General features: G+C 37.1%; 23 protein-coding genes and 1 pseudogene. 11 read left to right on the top strand and 13 right to left on the bottom strand.

Features of this window, described 5'->3' with window-relative positions:
* Positions 1-89: 89 nt before the first annotated feature.
* Positions 90-1,178, top strand: a pseudogene (locus GQR54_RS08060) (GMC oxidoreductase); the annotation flags it as partial.
* 27 nt (positions 1,179-1,205) lie between these two features.
* Here the strand turns inward: GQR54_RS08060 and GQR54_RS08065 are convergent.
* The 3 genes from GQR54_RS08065 to GQR54_RS08075 all read right to left on the bottom strand — a co-directional run bounded on the left by GQR54_RS08065 (position 1,206) and on the right by GQR54_RS08075 (position 2,913).
* Complete coding sequence (locus GQR54_RS08065) at positions 1,206-2,021, bottom strand: class I SAM-dependent methyltransferase (protein ID WP_166377096.1); 816 nt, start codon at positions 2,019-2,021, stop codon at positions 1,206-1,208.
* A 3-nt stretch (positions 2,022-2,024) separates the two neighbouring features.
* Entirely contained in the window at positions 2,025-2,426 is a 402-nt protein-coding gene (locus GQR54_RS08070; protein WP_002960599.1) for a hypothetical protein, read from the bottom strand.
* A gap of 67 nt (positions 2,427-2,493) precedes the next feature.
* Entirely contained in the window at positions 2,494-2,913 is a 420-nt protein-coding gene (locus tag GQR54_RS08075) for a DUF3429 domain-containing protein (RefSeq protein WP_166377097.1), read from the bottom strand.
* Positions 2,914-3,195: 282 nt separating this feature from the next.
* On the opposite strand from GQR54_RS08075, the gene ahpC reads away from it, so the two are divergent.
* Both ahpC and ahpF read left to right on the top strand, forming a co-directional pair.
* Positions 3,196-3,765 (top strand): alkyl hydroperoxide reductase subunit C, encoded by a 570-nt coding sequence (ahpC, locus tag GQR54_RS08080; RefSeq protein ID WP_007581822.1) that lies wholly within the window; start codon positions 3,196-3,198, stop codon positions 3,763-3,765.
* A gap of 154 nt (positions 3,766-3,919) precedes the next feature.
* A complete protein-coding gene (gene ahpF / locus GQR54_RS08085; protein ID WP_166377098.1) occupies positions 3,920-5,494 on the top strand; it encodes an alkyl hydroperoxide reductase subunit F in 1,575 nt (524 codons plus the stop codon).
* A 117-nt stretch (positions 5,495-5,611) separates the two neighbouring features.
* On the opposite strand, the gene GQR54_RS08090 is transcribed toward ahpF, so the two are convergent.
* From GQR54_RS08090 to GQR54_RS08105, 4 genes are all read right to left on the bottom strand, one after another.
* Positions 5,612-5,872 carry a hypothetical protein gene (locus tag GQR54_RS08090; protein ID WP_166377099.1) on the bottom strand — a complete coding sequence of 87 codons (261 nt, stop codon included), beginning with the start codon at positions 5,870-5,872 and terminating at the stop codon, positions 5,612-5,614.
* Between the two features lie 40 nt (positions 5,873-5,912).
* Complete coding sequence (locus GQR54_RS08095; protein WP_166377100.1) at positions 5,913-7,934, bottom strand: ATP-binding protein; 2,022 nt, start codon at positions 7,932-7,934, stop codon at positions 5,913-5,915.
* Between the two features lie 541 nt (positions 7,935-8,475).
* Positions 8,476-8,697, bottom strand: a complete 222-nt coding sequence (locus GQR54_RS08100; protein ID WP_007581825.1) for a hypothetical protein — start codon at positions 8,695-8,697, stop codon at positions 8,476-8,478.
* 9 nt (positions 8,698-8,706) lie between these two features.
* Positions 8,707-9,477: an undecaprenyl-diphosphate phosphatase gene (locus GQR54_RS08105; protein WP_010555290.1), complete on the bottom strand. Its 771-nt coding sequence runs from the start codon at positions 9,475-9,477 to the stop codon at positions 8,707-8,709.
* Between the two features lie 236 nt (positions 9,478-9,713).
* Here GQR54_RS08105 and GQR54_RS08110 point away from each other — a divergent pair, with 236 nt between their 5' ends.
* From GQR54_RS08110 to GQR54_RS08120, 3 genes are read left to right on the top strand one after another with little or no spacing between them, the layout of a single operon-like run.
* Entirely contained in the window at positions 9,714-10,001 is a 288-nt protein-coding gene (locus GQR54_RS08110) for a hypothetical protein (protein WP_033026460.1), read from the top strand.
* Positions 9,998-11,593, top strand: a complete 1,596-nt coding sequence (locus GQR54_RS08115; protein ID WP_197192991.1) for a PepSY-associated TM helix domain-containing protein — start codon at positions 9,998-10,000, stop codon at positions 11,591-11,593. The genes GQR54_RS08110 and GQR54_RS08115 overlap by 4 nt, the downstream gene beginning before the upstream one ends.
* Entirely contained in the window at positions 11,590-11,835 is a 246-nt protein-coding gene (locus GQR54_RS08120) for a hypothetical protein (protein WP_166377101.1), read from the top strand. The genes GQR54_RS08115 and GQR54_RS08120 overlap by 4 nt, the downstream gene beginning before the upstream one ends.
* Positions 11,836-11,844: 9 nt before the next feature.
* Here the strand turns inward: GQR54_RS08120 and GQR54_RS08125 are convergent, their stop codons facing one another.
* Entirely contained in the window at positions 11,845-12,681 is an 837-nt protein-coding gene (locus GQR54_RS08125) for a patatin family protein (RefSeq protein WP_166377102.1), read from the bottom strand.
* A 155-nt stretch (positions 12,682-12,836) separates the two neighbouring features.
* On the opposite strand from GQR54_RS08125, the gene GQR54_RS08130 reads away from it, so the two are divergent.
* Positions 12,837-13,709, top strand: coding sequence for an SMP-30/gluconolactonase/LRE family protein (locus GQR54_RS08130; protein WP_010555294.1), 873 nt, complete (start codon positions 12,837-12,839; stop codon positions 13,707-13,709).
* A 34-nt stretch (positions 13,710-13,743) separates the two neighbouring features.
* On the opposite strand, the gene GQR54_RS08135 is transcribed toward GQR54_RS08130, so the two are convergent.
* The 3 genes from GQR54_RS08135 to GQR54_RS08145 form a co-directional block, all read right to left on the bottom strand.
* The gene (locus GQR54_RS08135; RefSeq protein ID WP_166377103.1) at positions 13,744-14,199 is read right to left on the bottom strand and encodes an NfeD family protein; all 456 of its coding nucleotides are present in this window, start codon (positions 14,197-14,199) and stop codon (positions 13,744-13,746) included.
* 21 nt (positions 14,200-14,220) lie between these two features.
* Complete coding sequence (locus tag GQR54_RS08140) at positions 14,221-15,174, bottom strand: slipin family protein (RefSeq protein WP_166377104.1); 954 nt, start codon at positions 15,172-15,174, stop codon at positions 14,221-14,223.
* Between the two features lie 129 nt (positions 15,175-15,303).
* Positions 15,304-16,743, bottom strand: a complete 1,440-nt coding sequence (locus GQR54_RS08145) for a diguanylate cyclase (RefSeq protein WP_166377105.1) — start codon at positions 16,741-16,743, stop codon at positions 15,304-15,306.
* Positions 16,744-16,961: 218 nt separating this feature from the next.
* Between GQR54_RS08145 and GQR54_RS08150 the strand changes: the two genes are divergently transcribed.
* Positions 16,962-17,855, top strand: coding sequence for a cation diffusion facilitator family transporter (locus tag GQR54_RS08150; protein ID WP_166377106.1), 894 nt, complete (start codon positions 16,962-16,964; stop codon positions 17,853-17,855).
* A 69-nt stretch (positions 17,856-17,924) separates the two neighbouring features.
* On the opposite strand, the gene GQR54_RS08155 is transcribed toward GQR54_RS08150, so the two are convergent.
* Entirely contained in the window at positions 17,925-22,424 is a 4,500-nt protein-coding gene (locus GQR54_RS08155; RefSeq protein WP_166377107.1) for an EAL domain-containing protein, read from the bottom strand.
* Between the two features lie 153 nt (positions 22,425-22,577).
* Here GQR54_RS08155 and GQR54_RS08160 point away from each other — a divergent pair, with 153 nt between their 5' ends.
* The 3 genes from GQR54_RS08160 to GQR54_RS08170 all read left to right on the top strand — a co-directional run bounded on the left by GQR54_RS08160 (position 22,578) and on the right by GQR54_RS08170 (position 25,221).
* On the top strand, positions 22,578-23,129 hold the full coding sequence (locus tag GQR54_RS08160) for a hydrolase (protein WP_166377108.1): 552 nt from the start codon (positions 22,578-22,580) through the stop codon (positions 23,127-23,129).
* 117 nt (positions 23,130-23,246) lie between these two features.
* Positions 23,247-24,713, top strand: coding sequence for a methyl-accepting chemotaxis protein (locus GQR54_RS08165; protein ID WP_166377109.1), 1,467 nt, complete (start codon positions 23,247-23,249; stop codon positions 24,711-24,713).
* Entirely contained in the window at positions 24,697-25,221 is a 525-nt protein-coding gene (locus GQR54_RS08170; protein ID WP_166377110.1) for a DUF6436 domain-containing protein, read from the top strand. Before GQR54_RS08165 ends, GQR54_RS08170 begins: the two co-directional genes overlap by 17 nt.
* Before the next feature lie 60 nt (positions 25,222-25,281).
* Here GQR54_RS08170 and GQR54_RS08175 read toward each other — a convergent pair whose 3' ends face one another.
* Positions 25,282-25,839 carry a TMEM165/GDT1 family protein gene (locus GQR54_RS08175; RefSeq protein ID WP_165725009.1) on the bottom strand — a complete coding sequence of 186 codons (558 nt, stop codon included), beginning with the start codon at positions 25,837-25,839 and terminating at the stop codon, positions 25,282-25,284.
* Positions 25,840-25,923: the final 84 nt, after the last annotated feature.

Consider the following 25,923-nt stretch of genomic DNA (forward strand, 5'->3'; position numbering starts at 1 on the left):
AACTCTGTTTTTAGTCATGTTTTTATTGGCGTAACTATTTGATCATTAACAGAGTTCAACTTCAAGTTTTCTTAAGATCCAACCTATGAAGCGACGATATAAATGGCAAAGAGCAAAGTGGTGCACGTTTATCGCAGGTAACTCAGCACAATGGCGAGCGTTGTAGTGCAGCAAAAGCATATTTAACACCGCATTTAAACCGCCCCAATTTAACGGTATTAACCCATAGCCACGTTAATAAAATAAATATAACCAATAAGATAGCGCAAGGCGTGCAAATAGAGCGTAATAAAGAGGTTATTAATTTACGTGCTAAAAAAGAGGTAATACTTAGTGCTGGCGCTATTAATTCGCCGCAAATATTAATGCTTTCAGGTATTGGCCCAAAAGAGCAGTTAAGTGCACATAACATTAGGGTTCAGCACGTACTTGAAGGTGTTGGCGCTAATTTACAAGATCATTTAACGGTAGTGCCACTTTATAAATCAAAAACAAATAAAGGCACATTTGGTATAAGCCCGCTAGGCATTGCCAGCATTATAAAAGGCTGTGTTAACTGGTTTAGTAAACGAGAAGGGCGATTAACCAGTAACTTTGCAGAGTCGCACGCGTTTATTAAATTATTTGAAGGCTCGCCAGCGCCCGATGTGCAACTAGAGTTTGTAATTGGGCTGGTGGACGATCATAGTCGTAAATTACACACTGGGCATGGTTACAGTATACACAGCAGTATTATGCGCCCCAAAAGCCGAGGTACTATTACATTAGCTGATAACAACCCGCGTAGTGCACCGCTTATAGACCCTAATTATTTAAGCCATCCAGATGATTTAACTGTAATGCTTGCAGGCCTTAAAAAAACACTCGCTATTATGCAAAGCAAAGCTTTTGATAACATACGCGGTAAAATGCTCTATCCGCTTGATATAAATAATGATGATCAGCTAATTGAGTTTATACGCCAAACTGCAGATACCGAGTATCACCCAGTAGGGACATGTAAAATGGGGCAAGACTCAATGGCAGTGGTGGATACTAATTTGCGAGTGCATGGGGTAAGTAACTTACGCGTAGTCGATGCGTCGATTATGCCTACCATTATTACCGGCAACACAAATGCACCGGTAATTGCGATTGCTGAAAAAGCAGCTGATTTAATTAAACACGAAAAGGTGTAATTAAATAAACTGTAGTAGGGCTATTAATTAGCTATAAAACTCATTTAGCCATTGTTGCCAATCGCTTTCAAGGTGCAGCATTTGCTGATGCTTTTTAGCGTTTAGATGCTTGGTTTCGTCCTCGCTTGCCATATAAGGTCCAACGCGGCAAAGGGGGCAATGGTTAGATGTTAAGTATGCAGGTTTGGTAAGACGTGAGCTTAATTCGCTAGTATGTTTATCAATACTTTTTGGGCTGAAAACGTAAGTTATGCCGCTGGTGTCTTTTACGTGTTTGTCGCGGTCAACATTACGAATTTTATAACCTTCAAAATGGCTAATATCAAATGGGATTTGGCCTAAATAATCAGCGTTTAAGCCGTTATTTAAACTCCCTTCTATATTCCATTCTCGATAAGGTTTTACATCCTTTGAAGTGATATAACACAGCATTGGACCATTTTTATCAAGCGCGTATTCGTTAGCGTATTTAATAAATTGATGCAGCAAAGCGCGGTTTAATACGTTCATACTGGTTTGGCGCGTGTTGTTTTCAAACGCTTCACGGCCAACAAATGCAGGTATAAGCGGAAACTGAAAAATAACCACATCAAAGCTGTGCTGGTTTTTACTTAGAGCTTGCCAACACGCGGGATTTGTTACATCAAAACTATTAAGTACCTCAACGTTATGCGCTTTTAAGTTGCTAAGTGCATTGTGCTGGTATTTTTGCTCAATAGTAGTTTGGTCATCGTAAGTGGATGCAACCAAAGCTTTTGGCGATAGATGAGTGTAAATAGCGTTCGAAAAAGATAAATCGCCATCGCCTACGGTGAGTATTCGCCATTGAGGATTTAAATACATATTTTATTTAGCGTTTATGTTTGTAGCAGTATTATTTATATCGCTATTTGTTTGTGAGTCTTTTGCTAGTAAACGATGAAACGCAAGTCTGGTTTTTAACCCTTCAATTGCGATTTGTTTAATAATAAGATTAAAGGTAATTAAAATGGCAAAGGCAATATGAATAGGGCCGTGAGTAAATCCTGCATCTGTATCGTAGAGTGTTAAACCGAATAGTAAAAATAAGACGACTAAAAATATTTCGAGTAATTGACTTGAATAAAAGCTTAAACGACCTTCGCTTTTATGATCTTTTTTAATGCGTATAGCACAAAAAAATGGGATCACTTTGATTTTAAATGCAGCGTTTTTTTCTACGTAGTTTTCGCCAAGTTCGTCGAGTTGTTGGCGTAGTTGGTCAATCATGGTGTGTCCTCAAATAGCAGTGCGCGGATATTACCTTATTACCACGCAATATTTAAGTTTACAGCTGCTATTTAGGGTAAATACTCATACCAATAGTAAGGATATGACACACAAACACAACAGAGGTAAGTACAAAGCGCATTTTTTGATAATCTTTATGATAGGTTTGCCATTGCGGCGTGGCTTTTTCAAATATAAGTACTAACCAAAAACTAGCACCTAGCCAAGCCAGTGCCCACTCTACAGGTAAAAATGATAAAAATGGAACTGGGATAACAGGTAATATCGCTTTAATTGCATTGCTATAGCTTTGCTCTCCGGCGCGCCACAAGCTACCTGCCATAAATGCTAAAATGGCGATACTGTAAAAAGTAAAAAACTCTAAGTTAAGGCTATTACTGCCAAACATAAGCGGCCAACCCACACACCCTAAAAACGGGATTAAGCCTAAATAACCTAGTTGTATGTGGTTAAAAAATTTTTCCATTATGGCGTGCCTTATATTTAATGACTTATTTGAAGCGCGGCTATTGTAGCAGTATTGCGATTAGCGATCTTAATAATTCGCCAGCGTTTACAATCCAAATAATGCTTACGGTAAAAGAGATTATATAGTTCAATCCAAAAAAACGATTGTTTTAATCTAAATAATCAATTTTATTTAATTATCCATTAGCCTTATTGTATTAACCAAGCCAACGCAGAAGGTCGTTTTAGACGAGAGCGTTGATTACTTTTTAAATACATTAAATATAGATGAGGAAATACCATGAGCACTTCATTAATCAATACTAAATTACAACCATTCAATGCAACCGCTTACCACAACGGTGACTTTGTAGAATTGTCTGAAAAAGATGTTCTAGGTAAATGGTCAATCTTCTTCTTTTACCCAGCAGACTTTACATTTGTATGTCCTACTGAACTTGGTGATGTTGCAGATTATTACGCACAACTTCAAGAAATGGGCGTAGAAGTTTACTCAGTATCTACTGACACTCACTTCACTCACAAAGCATGGCACGATACGTCAGACACAATTGGTAAAATTACTTACCCAATGATTGGCGACCCAACAGGACGTATTACTCGTAGCTTTGGCGTAATGATTGAAGAAGAAGGCTTAGCACTTCGCGGTACATTTGTAATGAACCCAGAAGGCGAAATTAAAATTATTGAAACTCACGATTTAGGTATTGGCCGTAGCGCTAAAGAACTTGTTCGTAAAGTACAAGCTGCACAATACATTGCAACTCACGACGGTGAAGTTTGTCCTGCATCTTGGCAGCCAGGTGAAGACACACTTGCACCTTCACTAGACCTAGTTGGTAAAATCTAAGTATAGATTTATCCCTACTATAAGGGCAGGTAACTGCCCTTAAATCAACGAACATCCGTTTGTTGGTGCCTCCTATATCAATATACTTGTTTAAGCACATGCATTATTTGGCATGGGAGGCTTGCTGTTTAAATTTTCCTAAAAGGGTTAAGCCATGTTAGATAACAACATAAAAAATCAATTAAAAAGCCATTTTGAATCGCTTACTCAACCTGTTGAGCTGCTTATTGCCTTGGATGACAGCAAAAAATCAGCAGAAGTAGAAAGCTTAGCGAACGATTTAGCCTCACTGAGCGATAAATTTACGGTAATGAACAACCCTGATACAAGCGCGCGTCGCCCGTCAATGGTTGTACATTCACCTATTAAAAACACTCATATTACGTTTGCAGGCGTACCTATGGGCCACGAATTCACAAGTTTAGTGTTAGCTCTTTTACATACTGGCGGACACGCAAGTAAAGCTAAAAGCGAAGACATTGAACAAATACAATCGCTTACTCAAGAACTTAACTTTGAAGTATATATAAGTTTAAGTTGCCAAACGTGCCCGCAAGTAGTGCAAGCACTTAATACTATGGCAGCGACAAACAGCAATATTAAAGCGACCATGATTGATGGCGCATTATTTCAAGACGAAGTAGAAGAGCGAAATATTTTAGCTGTACCGGCTGTATATTTAAATGGCGAACCATTTAGCCAAGGTGCACTAAGCCTTACCGACATACTCAATAAAGTAGATAGCAAAGGGGCACAGCGCCAAGCTCAATCGCTAAGTAAAAAAGATAAATTTGATGTACTTGTAATTGGTGGCGGGCCTGCGGGCGCATCGGCTGCTATTTACTCAGCACGAAAAGGGTTAAATACAGGTATTGTTGCCGACAGATTTGGTGGACAAGTTGCAGATACATTAGCAATAGAAAACTTTATTTCGATTAAGGCGACTGAAGGGCCAAAATTGGTTGCCCAGCTTGAAGAACACGTTAAAGAATACGATGTAGATGTAATGCATAATCAGCGGGCAGCGGCACTTGGTTATAACAATGGCTACGAAATTACACTTGAAAATGGCGCAGTACTTAAAGCTAAGTCGCTCGTACTTGCCACTGGTGCACGCTGGCGCGAAATGAACGTACCAGGGGAGCAAGAATATCGCGGCCATGGTGTGGCATATTGCCCACATTGTGATGGCCCTTTATTTAAAGGTAAACCTGTTGCCGTAATTGGCGGTGGTAATTCAGGTATAGAAGCAGCAATCGATTTAGCTAATATTGTGCAAAGTGTTACGGTACTTGAATTTGCAGACACACTACGTGCTGATGAAGTGCTTATTCGTAAAGCTAAAAGCATGGCTAATATTACCATTATCAAAAGTGCACAAACTACCGAAGTACTTGGCGATGGTAAAAAAGTAACTGGCTTAGTGTACACAGATAGAGTGTCGGGAGAGAGCAAAGAGCTTGAACTTGCCGGTATATTTGTACAGATAGGCTTAATACCAAATACCGAATGGTTAAAGGACAGCGACCTTGAATTAAGCAAATTTGGTGAAATACTGATTGATGCTAAAGGCGCAACGTCACTACCAGGAATTTACGGCGCGGGGGATGCAACCAATACTCCGTTTAAACAAATTATTATTGCAATGGGCAGCGGTGCAACAGCAAGTTTAGGTGCATTTGATTATTTAATTCGTCACTCTGAAGAAGCTGATCAAAGCGCTGCTTAATGTAATTAGTAAAAACTCTCTTGATATAACAGCAAGGCTACACCCATAGCTGTTTGTTAACCCAAGCCGCCCTTCTCCAAAGGCGGCTTTTTTAATGCTTAAGAATTAGCACACGATTTAATCGCACCCACCGCCAGAATCACCGCCGCTACAATTTGTATGAGAATGCGATGAGTTACTGCTAGAGGAAACTGATGACTCACTGCCAGTATAAGCTGATGATCCACGTGATGGCTTAGCACTGATAAATGTAACTAACAGCAATACGCCTGATACGATAACTATTGTTATCGATGAGCTCCATTGCCCAGTGGAAACGCCTTTAAATACTGCAACAATAAGTACTGTTAGTAATATAGTTCTAATTATGTTTTTCATTTTATGTTCTTATTTTTTACCAGTGGCAGTGCAGTAAAAATTAGCTGATTTTTACGGTATGCTCAAGCGCATTAATAACCGCTTTTTCAAGTATGGGGAGTTTAAACGGTTTTGATATAAACATATCCATACCGGCTTGTTTGCAGGCAAGTTTGTCTTGTGATGAAGTATTAGCAGTTATAGCCACTATGTAGGTTTCTTCATGCGAGCAGATGTTTTCTGATCTAAGCTGCTTTGTTGCCTCAAATCCATCGAGTATGGGCATTATGCAGTCCATAAAAATAAGGTCATAATGCTTTTGGCGACATTTTAATACAGCATCTTGGCCATCAACTGCAGAGTCGGCTTTTATATTAAGTTTGCCTAAAGAAGCATGAAGTACCAACCTATTAATGTCGTTATCATCGACTACAAGCACTGATAGTTCACTGCCGTTGATATCTAACGTTGATTTAAGGCTTTCTTGTTTTTGTTCTGTCCCTTTCTCAATAGGAATATTTACTAAAAACGTAGTGCCTTTATTAGGTGTACTTTTTACCTTTATTTTTCCGCCCATATATTCAACAAGCTCTTTTACTATTGCAAGGCCAAGGCCTGTTCCACCTTTTGAATTTTTAGCATCTACTTCTTGAGAAAAAGGAGAAAATAGTGATTCTAAAAAGTTTTTACTCATTCCTCGGCCTGTATCAGACACTTCAATATTTAAACTTAGCTTATTTTTTATTTTAGAAAGGCTGGTGTTTAATGTAACTGAACCATTTTCAGTAAATTTAAGTGCATTACTCAGTAAGTTAGAAGCAATCTGGCTAAGGCGTGTGTTGTCGCTAAACGCCCAGCAGTTGTCATCAATTGTATTATTTACTTGTAGCGTTACATGCGTGTTTTTAAATAGAGGTGTATACAAAGAAGTTAAATCGGTAAAAATTGTTTTTAGTAAAAAGTCAGTAGGTTCAAGCTTTAGCTCACCATGATTAATTTTAGAAAAATCGAGCACTTCGTTAATAATACTAAGTAAAATATCGGCGCTTCTAAGTCCTATTTTAATTTTTTCAGCGCGAACTTCTTCACTGTGTTCATCAACTAATGTGGTTAGCATACCTGTAATGCCATTCAGTGGGGTTCTTAATTCGTGGCTGATTTTAGCAAATAGCATGCTTCTGTCTTCAAGTAGGCGCTCTGCTTGAGCTTGCTTTTGTTTAAGCTCTTCTCGGAGCATTACTGACTCGGTTACATCTTGGCAGGTGCCAAATAATCGAGCACATCGGCCTTCATCAAATTCGGCCTCACCAAAGGTAGCCACCCATAAGTGTTTATTTTTAGCGGTTACTACTTCTAGTTCTAAATTCCATTTTTTGCCTTTTTCTATGGCTAATTCTACCGCGCGAGTTATGCCTTCACGACTTGGACCTTCTTTATAAAACTCGATTGCAGAATTCATTTGCGGTTGAAATTGTTCATCCACTTCATGTATGAGGTAGGTTTGCTCGCTCCAGGTAATTTTATCGGAGATTAGATCAACCTCCCACGTACCTATATTTGCAACGTGTTCTAACTTTAATAAAGTATTACTATTTTTTATTAGTTGTTCTTTAGCTTGGGTGTGAGCAAATTCCGATCCAAGCCATTGTGCAAATAATTCGATGTAGTCGTAAGCATCATCGTTAAAAGCGAGGGAGTCTTTTGCGGATGAAAAGTTAACGGTGCCAAATATTTTATCACCAATTTTTATTGGCGCGCCAATATAAGACTCTAACTGAAAGTTTATATAACAGGGGTGGTTTGCAATTGCGCTTTGAGATGCTTTATGAAAGGCAAGTGCAGAGCCTGCAGCGAGCGTATGTACGCAATAGGTGCCTTGTAATTCAAACACGGTACCGGGTAAAAGTGAGTTGTCAGGGGTTTTGGCATATAAAACGGTGTAGCTGTTTTCATCTACTTTACTAATAATACCTAGTTCAAGGTCAAATACTTCTAACCCAAACACTAAGAGCTTATTAATTTTACTTTCAAAATCAAGAGATTGATTAGAAACTATATCGTGAAAACGTCGTAAAAAATTCAAAAGAAAACACCCCGTAAGCTTTTGTTCAATTTATATAATACATAGGCCAATTAGGGCATTGGTATTAGTTTAAAATCCAGTTTAGCAGTTTTAATTACTAATAACTAAAATTGATACGTATTAAATTTTATAACCTTATGTTTTTATGAACTAAGTTAGTGGTTTATTAATAGTAGTAGGGCCTGTTGACCTTTCAGGATTAAAATTTGTTCAATCTAGGGGCGATTTAATCGCGGCGCGAGGTTTGTAACCTAGTGGGCTCGATAACTGCTCCTGCGTTATTCTACTGGCTTACATCCATGTAAGAATAAGTAAAAACCGAGCAACAAAGAGTAAATTGTCCCTAGGCAGAACCCAAAGGGCAGCGCATGTTTGGCATTTATGCTGCGTTATCGCCTATTTATGGGGAATAACCACACTACATAGGCTTTGCCTTGCCTAAATACCAAACAGTCTGCTGCAAATTTAACCTCGAAAGATAAACAGGCCCTTGTATATAGCGCAGCATGCCGCCGAGCATATAATACTCAGCGGTATACTTTTAATACGTTGAATTTGGGGTATATTGCGGGTTGATATCGCCGCCTACTTCCTCTGGGTCAACATCGTTAATAAGCAGTGTTTCACGTACAGCTTCAATGTGATCAAGCACGCTTTGGTAGCGCTCGCCATATTCATACTTTGTCACCTCAATCGCTTTAGGCATGTAAGTAAAAGCTATTTTTAGGGCGTGGAGTGCTTCTTCGTTTATTTTTTCGCTCATAATATTCTCTTATGTGTAGGCTATAGTTAGTAAAATAACACCAAATACGATTCGGTAAAGACCAAAACTAACAAAAGTGAAATTTTCTAGAAAGCGTATGAATAGTTTAATAGTAAAATAAGCAACTATAAAAGATGTTAAAAAGCCAACTGCAAGGGCAGTTAGGTCATCTAAGCTAAACAGTTGGTAATGTTTAAGTAAGTCGTACCCTGAGGCTGCTGCAAGTACAGGTAAACCAAGTAAAAATGAAAATTCAGCGCTGGCTTTTCGGTTTAAACCACACAACATGGCACCAACAATAGAACTTCCAGCACGACTAGTCCCTGGAATTAACGCAAATACTTGTGCTACGCCAATCCAAAGAGCTTGTTTATAAGTAACTTGGGTTACATCGGTAGTTGTGCAGTGAGTCTCTTTATAACTGCGCTCTAATAGTAAAAAAATCACACCGCCTACAATAAACATAACACCTACTACTGGTACGCTAAACAGTGTTTTTATTACATCACTAAATATAAAACCAATAATACCCAAAGGAATAAATGCAATGGCAACTTTCACCCATAAATTGAAATGTTTAGGGCTAAACTTGTCTTTATAGTTGGCTAGTACCGCTAAAATGGCGGCAAGCTGGATAATTACTTCGAAGGCGAGGTTAGCATCTGTTGATTCAATGCCTAACCACTTTGACGCTACAATTAAGTGCCCAGTTGATGATATGGGTAAAAATTCTGTTATACCTTCAATAATACCTAAAATAATCGCGTTAATTATATCCACGGTTTACTGCTTCCTGAAAAATTAAAAAGCCCGAACTCGGCTTAACTGAAATGACGCATTACTGCGTACCTAAATTGCGAGGCGTAGCATAAAAGCTCTTAAGGCAAACCAACAGTGTTTTTAGACTTAATTTGTTTAATAAATTGCATTAAGCATTAAATGCACAATATAATGGCAATTGTTATCATTTGCATGTGCTGTTTTGTATATGTTTGGGCAAATTTACTGAGCGAATAATGAATAATAAAAAAACGTTTACAGCTACACGGCGAAGGCACTTAATTGCGTGTGTATTAGCGCTAGTTACTGCGGTAATAATGATTCCGGGTATGACAACCTATTTACCGTTTCAAATGAATGAACAAATATTACTACCTATTTTACTCTTTCCTATTATTTGGACTGCGTTGTTTATTTATGCGTATTTGGCGCAAAAAGCATGGCAACCTTTTGTAGTAATGATTGCATTGTGTGTATTACATGGTTTATTGAGTTTTTGGGCGTTAACGCAGGGGCAGGGATGAAGTCGATTACTTTAAAAAAGCTATTTTTATTACATAGCTGGGTAGGAATTATTACTGCTGTACTGCTATTTATTGTTGCATTTAGTGGGGCGTTAGCAGTTCTGTCGCGACCTGAGTTAAAAATATGGGCTAACCCAGAACTGCAATCTAGCCAACACGTTGCCAGCGCGCAAATTAACCGACTAGTAAACGAATACCATAAAAAAGTACCTAGTGAATTTGGCGAAAACATTCATGTGTTTTTACCAAGTGGGCATAACTTTCATTTGTTAACGTTGGTATTTGAATCCCACCATGGCGATGAAAATTACGACCAAGAGGTGGCCAGAGTATTTCAATTTCATCCCGATACGTTGACGCTGGAAAATACTTACTATGGGCCTAGTAAAGAGTTTTACGCCAATAAAAAAACGGATGCGCCAACTTATATAGGTGAATTTCATGCAGATTTGCATTTAGGGCGACCAATTGGGTTAATACTCACTGGGTTTTTAGGTTTAACGCTTTTAGTAAGTGCAGTGACAGGCTTGTTTATTCATCGCAAATTGATAAAAGAGCTCTTTACGTTTAGGCGAGATAAAGGGTTAGATATTGCAGTAAGCGATGCTCATAAGGTTATAGGTATTTGGGGCAGCGTATTTAACATTGTGATTGGTTTTACTGGATCATTCTTAGGGCTCGCGACCATTATTTTATTACCAGCAGCTGCGTTTGTGAGCTTTGGTGGCGATCAAGATAAGTTAATAGAAACGTTTACCGCTATTCCTGAGCCTGTAGTTAGCCACATAAAGCAATCTACAAAAATAGACACTATTTTAGAGCATGCTCATAGTCGTTACCCTGAAGCAATAATTAGGGACGTCACAATAATGGCGCATAACGATGCGAATGCGCAGGTATATTTGCGTTTGTTAGGTGGCGAGGCTGTTGCTTCTCAGTTACTGCATTATCAGGGCAATGGTGAGTTTGTGCAGTCGATGAGTAGTTTTGGTAATATTTCAGGTGTTTCGATAAAAGTAATTGAGTTGATGTTTCCGCTGCACTTTGGGAACTTTGCAGGAGTGTTTGTAAAATTACTTTGGGTATTACTTGGCTTAAGTACTGCGCTTTTACCTATTTCGGGCATGATGATGTGGCTAGCAAAGCGCACACGTGGCAGTAGCCCTTCACTGAGTATGCAGGCATATGCTCGCTGGAATCGTTTTATTATTGGCAGCTGTGGAGGTTTGGTATTAGCAAGCTTTGTACTGTTTCCTCTGCAAGTTGTACTTAATTATAGCGTTGTTGGTGTGGCGCAAAATAGCTTTTTTGGACCCGTGTTCTTTTATACGTGGTTGGCATGGGTATTCTTAAGTGTATTACCCATAGGTTATAAAAACTACTTTAAGCTGACTCTTTTACTATGCGGCGCTTCGCTTGCTTTGGTGCTGCCACTTAATATTTCACTTGGCGTTAGCAATGTTATTAACCTTAATAGCTCGCTTGTCGCGGTAGTAGATATAAGCTTTATGGTGGTGGGTATCGTGTGTATGTTTGTTGCCTTAAAAATAAAAAACACACAAAAATTACAAGTTGAGGTACAACCCGCATGAACGAGCTAATAATTATAATTGCGATGGTGAGTTTATTACTAATGATGCTCAATATACGAAAAAACACACTTACATTATTGGCTAAAACATTTTTAAGCACACTGCTATTTGGTTTAGCGCTGATATGTTTTATGGGTGTTTACGGTATTTTAGGCGGTGCAATATGCACCGTTGTAGGAGCTATGTTAGCTGGTTTACTAACCGCAGTTATTGCGGGTAAAGCACCGCAATTATTAGGTTAAAGAATGCAGTTATTTAGCTAAAAAGGCCTTAGCAGTATCAACTCCCATGTTGTAACCACTATTAAGTATTTCAAACTTTTTAGTGGTACGCCCAACTTTAAAATTAGCCGGTGGTGCAATGATATTGATTTTGCAGTCATTTGGTGGATCTATAATAAAATCGATAGACTTATTATAAAAATCAGCCCTATTTAAGGTCGTTTGAATTAATGCGGGATAGTTTTTATACATTTTTTTAGTAAGCCAAGGTGCCTTACTGGGTTTTTTACGATAGCCTAAACATTGAGACAAAATAACGGTGATTTCGCGTGCACCCATTTCGTAAGCTTTTATAACCGGAATTGAATCAGCAACACCGCCATCGGTCATCGCTATGTCATTAATAATAGGGTAGTCACGATATGCAATGGGTATAGCGCATGATGCTTTTAATTGATGCACCATATCGGCGCTGGTGGCTTTTAAATAGTGTGCTTTGCCTGATTCGATTGCCGTAGATACAATATAAAACTCGTGTGGAGTTTGCTCAAAGACCTCCGTATGAAGGCGTATTTCGCGAATTGTTTCTTGCCATAACCAATCTAAATCAAATAAATGACCACCTTTAATAAAGCGCGCTAAATTAATAAATTCAGGACGGCATGAGTAGTCAGTAATCACTTTATAATTTCGCATTGGTTGTTTGCATAAAAATGCGGCTATATTAGTTGCCCCGGCTGAAACTCCAAAATAGCGTTCAAACGGCTGATATTGATGTTTTAAAAACTCATCAAGCACACCTGCGGCAAATATACCGCGCATTGCACCGCCTTCAACGACGAGTGTGTTTTTATTATTGTTGTTCATGGCCAATCCTTTTTATGAAATTTGATGTTATCAACTCAGTCTAAAAATTACTAATGGTGTTGATAAATTAAAGCCGGGTACACATCGCGAAATTCACTGTTTTCTGGTAAGGTTTAGTATTACAAGGCTTTGTTAATAATAAAGAATAAGTATTTATGTTTGATCCTAGCGTAACCATTTTTGAAAGCACACAGAATCAGCTTGGAGAAAGCCCACTTTGGCATCCAATACTGAATACTTTTTTTTGGGTCGACATAAATAAAAAACTACTTTTAAGTAAAAATACACACAACGAAAGCCAACTAAAAATAGTTAATATGCCTGATACGCTCAGTGCAATAGCGTGGATTGATGAGCAGCACTTGTTACTCTGTACAAGTACTGGTTTATATAAATATCATATTAATTCAAACACTCGCCATCTTATCCTCAATATTGAAAATACACTGTTAAACAGGCGTTCAAACGATGGCCGCGCCGATCCATGGGGTGGTTTTTGGTTTAGTACAATGCATGTAAATGCTAAAAAAGGTGATGGTAAAATATACCGTTATTATAAACGCCAGCTTAAAGCCGTTGTAAGTGACTTGAGTATTCCAAATGGATTGTGTTTTGATAAGGCACGTTTATGTGGCTATTACTGCGACTCTTTAACGAGTTGTATTTATGTATTAGATTTGGATGAGCAAACTGGCGAACCTTGCTCTGAGCCACGTGTTTTTTATCAATTTAATAATACTGATGTTGATCCCGATGGCTGCGTAACCGACCAATTAGGTAATTTGTGGCTAGCTGTGTGGGGAATGGGGTGTGTTATGTGTTTATCCCCAGGCGGTGAGCTAATTAAAACAATAAAGCTTTGTGCAATAAAACCGACATGCACTGCATTTGGTGGTGAAAATGCTGAATTGTTACTTGTGACATCGGCATTTGATGAAGCGATTAATAATACTGTTACTGAACAAGGTGCTGTATTTCAAATCTCAGGCATAAAAAACGGGCAGTTTGAGCCGCCCGTTTTACTGTAATTTATTATACACAGTGCTTGTTTTAAAGTGATGGTTAGCTTTTAGGCTTAACCCACATAACACCCACTTCTTTTTTGGTTACTACAACCTCAGTACCTGCGATAATTGGTTGCTCACTTTTAAGCTTCCAGCTAATACCTGAATATTGATGTGTAGTTAAACCTTGCTCTGTTACATCGCTAGTAAGCACAAAAGTGAGTTCAGCAAAATCACTATTTACTTGCTTTTTATCTACGCGATTTTGCATTTGTTTTAATGGTTTCCAAAGTACAACGGCCAAACCTGCTGTTACAATTGCATTACTCCAAAGGGCGGTGGTTAATGAGTCGGGTAAAATACCAAAACTCATTAATAATCCTGTGAGGAATAACGATAATCCAAAAAACAATAAAATAAATGTAGAAAGGCCAAGTACTGCTACTTCTATTATTAAAGCAACAATACCAAGTACCATAAGTGTTTGCGGTAAATTTTGCGTAATAAAATCCATACAAACCTCTTTATTTAGTTATTAACCCAAATTCTTTTTATTTAAACTATTAATAATTGCCATACCTTGGGCAACCATTGAGCTTGCATCTGTTGCGTTATCTGGCAGTAATACAATTGATGACTCACGAGCAATCGCTTCTTTAGCTGCAATTGCTTTAGTTGCTAAGTCTAGCTGAATTGCTTTTTGACCTTGCTCTGTATCTGCAGCTTCACCTATTTTAATAAGTGCATTTGCTTGTGCTTCTGCAACTGTTGTAATAGCTGTTGCTTCACCTTCAGCGCGTAAAATTTGCTCGGCTTTGTCAGCTTCTGCAGCAAGTACTTGTGCTTGCTTTTTACCTTCAGCAACGTTGATATTTGCTTGGCGGTCACCTTCTGATTCTAAAATTTGAGCACGTTTAACACGCTCAGCTTTCATTTGTGCTTCCATCGCTTCCATAATAGAGTTAGGTGGCACAATATCTTTAATTTCGTAACGAAGTACTTGAATACCCCAAGGCTCAGATGCCTGATTTATAGCAGCAACAATGTTGGTGTTAAGTAAATCACGCTCTTCAAATGTTTTATCAAGCTCCATTTTACCGAGTTCTGAACGCATTGTTGTTTGCGAAAGTTGCACAACTGCAAACGTATAGTCGTCAACGCCATACGTTGCTTTGTACGGGTCTAGTACCCTAAAGTACAGTACGCCATCAACTATAAGTGAGATGTTATCTTTAGTGATAGCTGACTGCGATGGTACATCTTGAGCTTGTTCTTTTAAGCTACGATCAGCCGAGATTCTATCAATAAATGGAATGATAAAGTTAAGGCCGGCTTCTTTAGTTGATTGGTACTTCCCAAAACGTTCGATTAACCAGGCGCGGTTTTGTGGTACAAATTTAACGCTACTTTTTAAAAGCACGATAACAAAAACAAGTAAAAAAGCCTCAACAGTAAAAACCATATCGAGAATTTGTGTGACTGGATCCATTTAAACATTCCTTATAATAATTAAACTCTGAGTGGTTGTATTGTTTATAATTTCAGCGTGTATAGATTATCACTACAGCGAACTTTTAACCACTAAAACTCACTGTAGAGCGCCGACTTAGTCGGTTTTTTAAAAACTGGCTATTTTATTTCTGCCTGTTTCTTTTGCGTTATAAAGGGCTATGTCGGCGTTAGTTATAACTTCTTTAGATGTTGTTTTTTGATTGGGTATAAGGCTATAAAACCCAATGCTTAAAGTGAGGTATTTACTGACAGTTGAAAAGTTATGTTCAATTGCAAGTTCTGCGATTTTTTCCTGAATAAGAACAGCAAACCTTTGACAGTGATCTGTGTCGACTGCAGGTAAAATTATCGCAAATTCTTCACCACCGAAACGAGCGGCTAAATCACCTTCACGTTTACAAAGATCATACAGCGCTTTGGCAACTTGTTTTAACACTTCGTCACCTAGCTGATGCCCATAGTTATCGTTATAACGCTTAAAAAAATCAATATCACACATTATTAAACTAATGGGTTCTTTATTACGTGCGCCGCGCTTAATTTCACATTTTAAAGTTTGATCAAAACAGCGTCGGTTAGCAATGTTTGTAAGGCCATCAGTATTAACTTGTTTGTTAAGTTTATGATTGGCATTAATGAGTTGCTGCTGAGCTTGTTGTAGCTCTTTCTTGTAATTTAAATTTTTGAAAGCATTGGTAAGCATTTCACCTACTAACCTTAGGCGAATAAGGTCTAAATCAGTCCAGTTTCGCTTTTGAACAACGCAATCACAGCCTATAAAGCCAACGAGCTCTTTGTCATAACGTAGACCAATGCAAAGTACTGATTTTATTTTTTGTCGCTGAAAAATTGTTTTTTCGCTCATTGCTTGAATGGGTAACGACGTTACATCGTTAAATCTAAATAAGTGAGTACGTGCCATCAAACTAAAAAAATATGGGAGATCGCTTTTCGGAAGGTTTTGTAAGTCCTCTTTAAATGCTTGTATATCATTATTGACCCATTCGTGGGTGTTATTTATGGTTTTACCATCCTCGGCAAACTTAAAAAGATAACTTCTATCTGCGTGGCAAACGGTACCAATAGCTTTTAATGCGTAGTTGATATGCTTATCAACGTCGTCATTTTGAATATCAATTAAGTCAGTTGAGATGTTCGAAATAATATTATCAAAATCATATTGTTCATCTACATTATTATTTATTATATCGATAATAATAATAGATCTTGAGTTAGGTAATTTTGCAAATTTTACATTGAGTAGCAATTTGGATACCTGTTTTGATAAAACAAACTGGCATTGTTTATTTGCAGTGAAATAATCAAAGAATAGCTCCTCGACTAATAGCTCTTTTTTACTATGATGATTAATTAAAGTGATATGTGCAAAATCAGTTTTTTTAAAATGTGGTTGCTCTTCTAAGTCAAATAAACTCAGTGCCTGACTATTAACTTTAAATATCTTTTCATTGGCATCATAAAGTAATACACAAAACGGCAGTAACTCCAAGTTTCGCCATGTTTCATTTGATATGTTATTACTCACTCAACTCTCCATGTGTTTAAGCCACAATTAAATTGTTATCTATTATATTTTTATTGTTTTAGCTTACTAACTATTAGCACATTTTTTTTGATTTACTAAGTTTTTAGTGCGTTTGAGGGCAGTACGTATTATAATTGATACTGTATATCATTACCCTTTTCTACTCTAAGCCATCTTTGGTTTATTTGCACTTTAAGTATAGGTTATTCAAGCATTTCATGACAGAAATCACTACACACCAAGCTTCTCGTCGTCGGTTACTTATTGCGCTAGCAATTACGTGTTCGTTTATGGTAATTCAGGTTATAGGTGCTTATTATTCTAATTCGCTTGCTGTACTTGCCGATGCGGGACATTTGTTTGTTCACAATAGCTCGTTATTCATCGCACTGATTGCATCAAGTCTCGCTATTCATTTTGCTAAAACCTATAACGATGGTCATCAAAGAGCCGAGCTTTTGGGTGGTCTGGTGAACGGATTTTTATACCTAGCAATCAGTTTAATTATTTTGTATGAAGGTGGTGAGCGCTATATACACCAGCATGAAGGAAACGAGCTGGCTATTAATAGTTATTTAATGTCGGTTATTGCTGCTATTGGTTTTTTGTTTCATGGTGCTGCTGCATGGGTTTTATATAAAGGCCGCAAAGCGAGTATTAATGTTTACGCGGTATTTTTACATTCATTCTTTGATTTGATTTCTACCGTATCGACATTTGTGGCTGGTATTCTTATATATTTTACGGGCTGGGTTGTTATCGATATTTTATCGAGCATGTTAATCGCGTCTTTCGTGTTGTTTACCGGTGTTAAGGTCATTATTAGTTGTATAAAAGGTTTACGTTTAAATAAGGCCAAACTCCCTAAAGTAGCAGATATTGAGAGTGAGATTACAGATATGGAGCATGTTCACAATGTCCATAATGTCACTGTAACGCGTAAATATAAGGGTGTAGTAGTCGGAGCGCACGTTGTACTTAAACAGCATTGTACAATTGAAAAACATGATGAAGCGTGTCGTATGAAGGTAGAGCAACTGTTAGCTGAAAAATTTAATGTACGCAATAGTGTATTACAAATTGAAAGCCACGAATGCCATCACATTCACTAATACAAACTAATAGACATAAAAGCGTGTAAAACTTATTAGCACGCTTTTAATGTTTCAAATCAAATCAAATCAAATCAAATCAATGATATTGCTAAAACAATCGCTTTTACGTAAGTCTTTAGCATCCATTGGCCTTGCAAAGTAATAACCCTGCAATACATTGCATCCAATTCCAGTTAAAAAGATCATCTGTTCGCGCGTTTCTACTCCTTCTGCAATACAGTAAAGATCTAGGTTTTCGGCCAATGAAAGAATGGTCTTAATAATCGACTCATCACCTTTATCTATACCAATACTGTTTACAAAGCTTTGATCTATCTTAATAACATTAATAGGAAATTGGCTCAAATAGGTGAGTGATGAGTAACCAGTACCAAAATCGTCAAGCAGTAATTTAAACCCAGCAGCTTTTAAATTTTGTAGCTGTTTGGCTGCTTTGAGTTTATCTTCTAGTAAAATACTCTCTGTTATTTCAAGTCTTAATTGTCTTGGATGAACTTGAGAGTCCGCTAATATAGACATTAGCCGCTGTGTTATGTTTGTTTTTAAAATGTGTTTAGGCGATAAGTTTAAAGATATATAAAACAGTGGGTTTTCGCTGAGTATAGGCGCAAGCTCAATAAGTGAGCGGTACAAGGCCTGCTCAGTAAGGAGCTCTATTAAACCAGTTTCTTCTGCTACCGGTATAAAAAGTGCTGGCGATACTAACTGTCCTTGATTTTTCCAGCGCATGAGTAACTCCACGCCATTTATTGTTTTTTCTTCTATGTCGATGATAGGCTGATAGTGATTAAAAAATCGGTTGTCTTTCACTGCATCTTTTAAATCATTTTCGAGCAGTAACTTTTGTTTTATCAGCTCATTCATTTCATCGCTAAAAAACTTAAAGTCGTTTCTCCCGCCTTGTTTAGCGTGCATCATCGCAACATCGGCATTACGGATAAGTATATCGGTGGTTACAGCATCGAACGGGTATAAAGCGACGCCAATACTGGCTGAAATATTAATAGAGAAGTCTTCAATAATTACTTTATTAGCTAATTCATTACTAATTTTTCTTACGGTATCGCGAAGAGACTGAAGCGATTTTATATTTTGAATCAGCACTAAAAATTCATCACCACTTTGGCGGCCAAGTTTAGCATTTTCGCCAAGCATACCGTTTACTCTTTGGGTAATATTACACAGTAGCTTATCGCCTACTGCGTGGCCAAAAGAGTCATTAACAGGTTTAAATTTATCTAAATCAATAAATAATAATGCGCATTGTGTATTACTTTCATTGGCATGTTTAATCGCTTCTTCAATATTTTGATACATTAAACTACGATTAGGTAGATGCGTTAGAGGGTCAAAATTAGCCAAATAGCGAAGTTCGTTTTCTGCACGTTTTTGCTCGGTTAAATCTGTAATAACAACAACATAATAGCTTGCGGTATCTTTAGTTACAGCTGTGGCACTTATATGAATAGGATGCTTGTTATTCTTTGCTGTTTTTATGTAAGCATCACTTTGCCAGTTTTCAGTCGGTTTTAATTTTTTTAAAATACGAGCAAATTCTTTACATTTATTTTTACCAATCGCTTTTATGAACAATTTAGGACTAATTTTAGTGGCTGCCTGTTCATTTGAAAACGTTTCAATAAAGCTGTTATTCGCAGAAAATGGCATTAAATGCTTATCGAGTATAAGTAACCAGTCGTTTATTTGGCTAAACGCTTCACCTAAAATTTTTGCTTGTTGCTCATTAGCACGTTGCTCAGTTATGTTGGTATATATGCCAGAAACATATAAAGGCTCATTTGTTTGAGGGTTATAAATAACTTGCCCTGTATCTTGATACCACAGCCAGTGCCCTTTTTTGTGTTGTAAACGATAGGTTGCTTGCCAATTTTGCTGTTTTTTATATTTGAAATAGTTTTCCCATTGGCTTTCAAAACGACGACGATCATCTGGATGTATAAGTACTAAAAATTGGCCTATGTGCACGCGTTCAGGTAAGTCTGAGTAACCTAGCTCACTTCCTCTAAGTGTATTTACAGAATTATCTTTAAAATTATAATCCCAAACGCCGCTTTTATTATTTTTAAGCGCGAGTTCTGTTTGTTTTTGTGAATGAATAGTGGCTCTATGGGCTCGTTCAATTGCAACTTGACGGCTGCGGTATTGCCAAAAAATGAAAAACAATACGGCAAGTATTAAAATTACATAGGCGGCAATAGAAAAGGGCGATTTCCAAGGTGCGTAGGCTACGTTGATGTTGAGTGTGGCTGGTTCGCTTGTAACAACACCATCACGATTATGTGCTGATATTGTTAGTGAGTAGCTACCTGGTTGAAGCTTTGTGAAAAACACTTGATTAGATTGTAAGTCTTCATATGTAAGGGATGTTGGCCCTGAAAGAATTACCTTATAATACGCTTTGTCTATATTGGGGTAAGAAAAGCTAGAAAAACTAACCGTAAGACCCATATCCTCATAGCCAAGTTCAAGCGGTTGGCTAAGGTATTTCTGCGGATAATAATTTAGTTCTTTGGTAAAGAGATTTATATCAGTGATAGCTAAGTTATTTTTTTTAAATAACTCTTTCTCATCAAAATCTAAGGGATCAAACAGTAGAGCTCCCGCATTGCTACCAAAAATTAATTTGCCATCATTTAATGTTGTTGCTGCGATTTGTGTGAATTGGTTTATGTTCAACCCGTCTTTCACTGAATAACTCACCACATTTAGTGTATCTAGGTTTATTTGATATAAACCATTGTCGGTACTTACCCATAAAAAACCATTTTCATCAGGAAGTAACGAATAAATAGAATCAGTATTAAATGAATTTTTTAGCCCTATGAAGTGTTTTCTTTCATAAGTAACTGGGTCAACACCAAGTAAGCCTTCATGAGTTGTTGCTAACCATAAAGTATTTCGCTTTATGTCTAAGTAAAAGTTTTCTACAGTATAAAATATATCTTCTTTAGGATTAAAAGACTGAAATATCGTTGTTAAAGTTTGTGTTTTTTCGTTGTACCTAAGAAAACTTTTTGATGTACCAATAACAAATTCTTCAGGATGCGTTTTAAGAGGTTTATAGAAGGCGTAAGAAAATAAAGGATCGACTTGCTCTTTGAGTCCTTTAATAATTCTTGTTTTTCCGGTTGTTTCATTAAAAACATAAAAATTATCATCAGACATAAATGCATATGTGTCTGCAGATAATTGGGCAAAGCCAAATAAGTTGGGTTGGCTAATTACTTCTTTCTCTGTGTCTTTATTTTCAATGATTTTACCAGCTTGCTTATCGAAAAATTTGAACCCGTTAAAAGTAGCAAGCCAAAGAAATTGATCGTTTCCAATTGAAGACGCAAAAATATCAAATACCGCAGATGCTCCGTATATCGCTTTTGAGTCGGTAGAACTTAGATATACATTGCTTCTATTCGTTGCTTTGTCGTAGCGTGCAATTCCATCTTCTGTCCCTAACCATATAATATTATCTTTATCTTGATGGGTTGCATGGATCGTATTATTACCGGGTAAAAAAATGTGCTTAAAGCGTCGAGTTTTAATTGGCCAAGTAAATACCCCTTGGGTTCTAGATGCTAGCCAAAGTACGCCGGACTTATCAATCATTAGATCGTTGATTGAGTTTTCATTAATATTAAACTTACTTTTTTCGTAATTTAATATGAACTCTAATTCTTTGGTTTCGCGATGATAACTAAATAGTCCTCTTTCGGTTGCTACAAACTCACCGTAAATAGTTTTGGCATAATCCCATATATTATAATCAGGAATTAATGTTGTAACATTTGCTGCAGATATATTTTTGTTATTATCAAATGCTAATTGATACATGCCTTCAACAGTACCGACGAGTAATCCTAATTCATTATCAACACTTAAAAATTTGACATTCACATTATCTATTGTATCTTTTTCAGGAAGATGAAGAGGGACCTTTACAAGTTCTGAATTATCGATATTTGTAGTGTATAAACCATCATTTGTACCAATATATAAAATGTTTTTATATATTGTTAATGACCTAATGTAGTCACCTTTATTTGGGAGCGCTAATTTAAGTGTAAAGTGTTTACTCGTCTCATCAAATGTATATATTTGGGCATCTATAGCAAAGTAAAAAGTGTTTTTTTGCTGAGTCATAGCTGAGATTGGAGAAAACATTTTTTGTTCTTTATCTATTTGACCAGAATAGATTTTTTCGGTTTTTAAAGTAAGAGGGTCTATTATATATGCACCAGAAAGGTCTGTTGAAACGATAATCTTTCCGTCGTCGGCTTTAAATAATGCGTAAATATAATGTTTATCTAGGCCAAAACCACCATTAAAAGTTTTTACTTTATATCCGTCAAAGCGATTTAAACCCTGTTGGGTTGCTATCCATATGTAGCCAATCTCATCTTCTTGTGATTGCAAAACGTAGCTTTGCGAGAGACCTTCGTCAGTAGAAATACGTTGTAATTGTTGAGCATAGTTTTGTGATGCAAAAGTACATTGAATGCATAGTAAAAAAATAATGGTGATATGAAAAAAAATTTTACTCAAACGCACTTATAAACACTCTTCGTGGCAGATGGATTGATACGCAGCTAGATGGTAAATATAGCATAAGTTTTAATTTTCTAATTACTAATAATATACGGAAGTTATTAAATAGTAAGCTAATCTATATAGTCAGCGGTTGCTGCTTATGAGGAGAGTATAGTGGTTTTATCTAATATTGATGTAAAAAATAGCATATTATTAATTATAGACTTACAAGAGTTGCTTGCTCCTGCAATTAAAGATTTTCCGAACGTTTTAAAAAGCACATTGCAGTTAGCGCAGGCAGGTATTATTCACGGCGTACCGATCTTAATAACAGAGCAATATGTAAAAGGGTTAGGCGAAACTGATCACCAAATAAAAAACATGTTGCCCGATGCCGCGTATTTTCATAAAACTCATTTTAGTGCATGTGCAGAGCTTGGGTTTATAGAGCAATTAAAAGCCTACGACAAAAAACAAATAATAGTTGTAGGCACTGAAGCACATGTATGTGTTTTGCAAACATGCTTAGACTTAGTGCAAAGTGGTTTCGAGGTCATTATTATCCAAGATGCTATAGGCTCTCGAAATTTAGAGCATAAAAAGTTAGCAGTTGAGCAGTTACGCCAAGCTGGTGCAGTAATTTCATGTACTGAAATTGTCATTTTTCAATGGACAAAGCAAGCTGCAACACCGACGTTTAAAAAAATACTGCCTATAATAAAATAAGCTTATTCAAAGTTTGACTTTAATTATTTGAAGTTTTATTAGAATAGGTGCTCCAATTTAAGTTTTATTACGTATAATAGTGTGTGTTTAGTAACCTACAATTTATTCAAGGGTTTTATGTCTAGTGTCGCTCGGTTATTCACCATTATTTTTAGCCTTTTATTTATTGAGTCCATCGGTGTTGGTCTGTATTTTGGTACGTTAACCCAAGCTTTTATTATTGGCTTGCCGCTTTGCATACTTCCAATTTGGTTACTCAAAACGCATCCAGAAAATGCAATAACCGCTCATGTTGTTGCAGCTGCTATTATGATGTTCTCTTTTTTACACATCCAACAAACATTCGGGCTAATAGAAGTCCACTTTGAGATATTCATTTTAATGGCTGTACTTATAATGTTTGTACAGTGGCGTGTTTTTATAACGGCAATTATATTTGTTGCTGTTCATCATTTATCTTTTTATTATCTTCAAACTCAAAATACAGGTTTCTACGTATTTGATCCGGATAGACTCGCTTTTACTACAGTACTTATACATGCAGGATATGCGATTGTTGAAGTGCTAGTTGCAGGTTATATAGCTAAAACATTGCAACGCGAGCGCCGTGCAGGCTTGTCATTAAGTTATGCGACAGAGCAAATAATGGAAGACCCTGAAAATATTAAACTTTCCCTACGTGCTGATGATACTAAAAGCGATGCTGTGGTTGGATTTAATACATTGCTAGACTATATATCTGATGTTATTAAGCAAGTTCAAGCGCAATCAGAATCACTGCAAAAAAACTCGCGAGAGCTTATCGAAGTTCATGACCAGCTTGCAGATGGAGCTGTGCATCGTACACAACAAATGGATGATATAGCAAATTCAGGATCACAAGTTGCACATGGCTTTAAGCTTGTTGAAGACGAAAGTGAAGCGCTTAAGAGTCAAGTTGACCATATTACTAAAACTGTCAGTAATGCATTAGAAGATGTTCATCAAACAGATTCTAAAAGTAGAGAGTTATTAACGTTACTTAACCATACAGAAGAGCAAATAAGTCATTTAGTTGCAGCTGGGGGTGTTATTTCTGGTCTTCTTAATGAAATATCAGGTATTGCTGAGCAAACAAATTTGCTTGCTTTAAATGCCGCTATTGAGGCTGCCCGTGCAGGTGAGCATGGACGAGGTTTTGCTGTTGTTGCTGATGAGGTGAGATCACTTGCAAATCATAGTAAAGCGACAACAGACAAGATTGGTTTAACACTGAAAGATCTCGTTAATAATAGTAAAACGTCAACACAATCAATGAGTCAGTGTGTAAATTTTGTAGTTGATTTAACAAGTATTAGTACCGCAATGAAAGAGAATATTTCAGCAATGAGCGAGCAAATAGCCGCTGTGTCTTCAAGCTCTGATTCAGTTGCACAAGTGGTAGCTGAGCAAGCAGGTAATACTGAGTTAATAGCAAGTAGTACCGATAATATGCGACAAAATCAGTACCAAGATACGCAAATAGTGCAGCAGTTAACCGCTAAGGTGCAGTTAATCGATGTAAGTATTGATGTGTTAGAGCAAAGTATTGCAAAGTTTAAATAAATCTAACTCTTTTGTATTTTCGCTTATAGCTATATGGCTTGTTTGCGTTGTTGCAGGGTTAGTTTATTTTCAGTTAGAGCAACTTAAACCGTTTGATAGCTCAAAAGTTTTATTGCAAAAGCATTGGTTTAATAACTTTAAAAAGCAACTGGATTGGATTGACACTAATGAAGCGTCGTTAGTGCTTATAACAGAACAAAATTGCGGGTGTACGATACAAGCTAAGCCGCATATTTCATCGTTAACTTCTTTTGCTGCCAATAAAGCTATGAAGGTTGTACAAGTTGAATTAACACCAAAGCTTAAACACGTTATTCCGGCAACGCCTGCCGCCGTTATTATTAATAAAAACGGTGATTTTGTTTATGCGGGGCCGCTCTCCGAAGGGCTAGCTTGCGCCCAGGGGAGTGGTTTTGTTGAAACTGCGGTCACTAATTTAGCCGCAGGTTTTAATTCCAACCTTTTAATTACGCAAACCAAGGGATGTTACTGTGTAAATAATGCATAAATAACGTATCGATAAACTAAAGCTCGCACTTAAATCAACAGTTACGAGCTCTAATATTGATTAAATTGTCACTAAGCCATAAATACCTAATAACACAAACACACAAGCTGCAATAGCACGTACAGTGTTTAGCGATATTCTTTTAAGTAGTGCATTTCCGGCGTATATAACAGGCACGTTAGCAATTAACATACCTAACGTGGTTCCTACCGTAACCCAAAACACAGACTGATATTGTGCACCTAACAACACCGTCGCTATTTGTGTTTTATCACCAATTTCTGCAATAAAAAATAATACAAAAGCAACTAAAAAAGCCCCGTAGCTATCGTATTTACTACTTACAGCTTCATCTTTGTCTGGAACTAATAGCCAAAGGCCAACCACAATAAAGCTGATGTTTACAAGCCAAGGTAAATATTCAGAAGAAAAACTATTACTTAACCACTGACCAAACCACGCTGACAGGCCATGATTGAGTAAAGTTGCGGCTAAAATACCAAGAATAAGCGCGCCTTTATTACGAAAACGGGCGGCTAACAAGAGCGATAAAAGCTGGGTTTTATCGCCTATTTCGGCAAGTGTGACAGTGACGGTTGAGGTTAAAAAAACTTCCATTATTGATTCTTACAGGCGGGAATACTAAACCAAGGCAAACAACTATCTCCCGCCATGAGGATAGTGTCTACCTAGGTCTCGCCG

The sequence above is a fragment of the Pseudoalteromonas sp. Z9A4 genome (assembly GCF_011378845.1).
Classification (GTDB): Bacteria; Pseudomonadota; Gammaproteobacteria; order Enterobacterales; family Alteromonadaceae; genus Pseudoalteromonas; species Pseudoalteromonas arctica.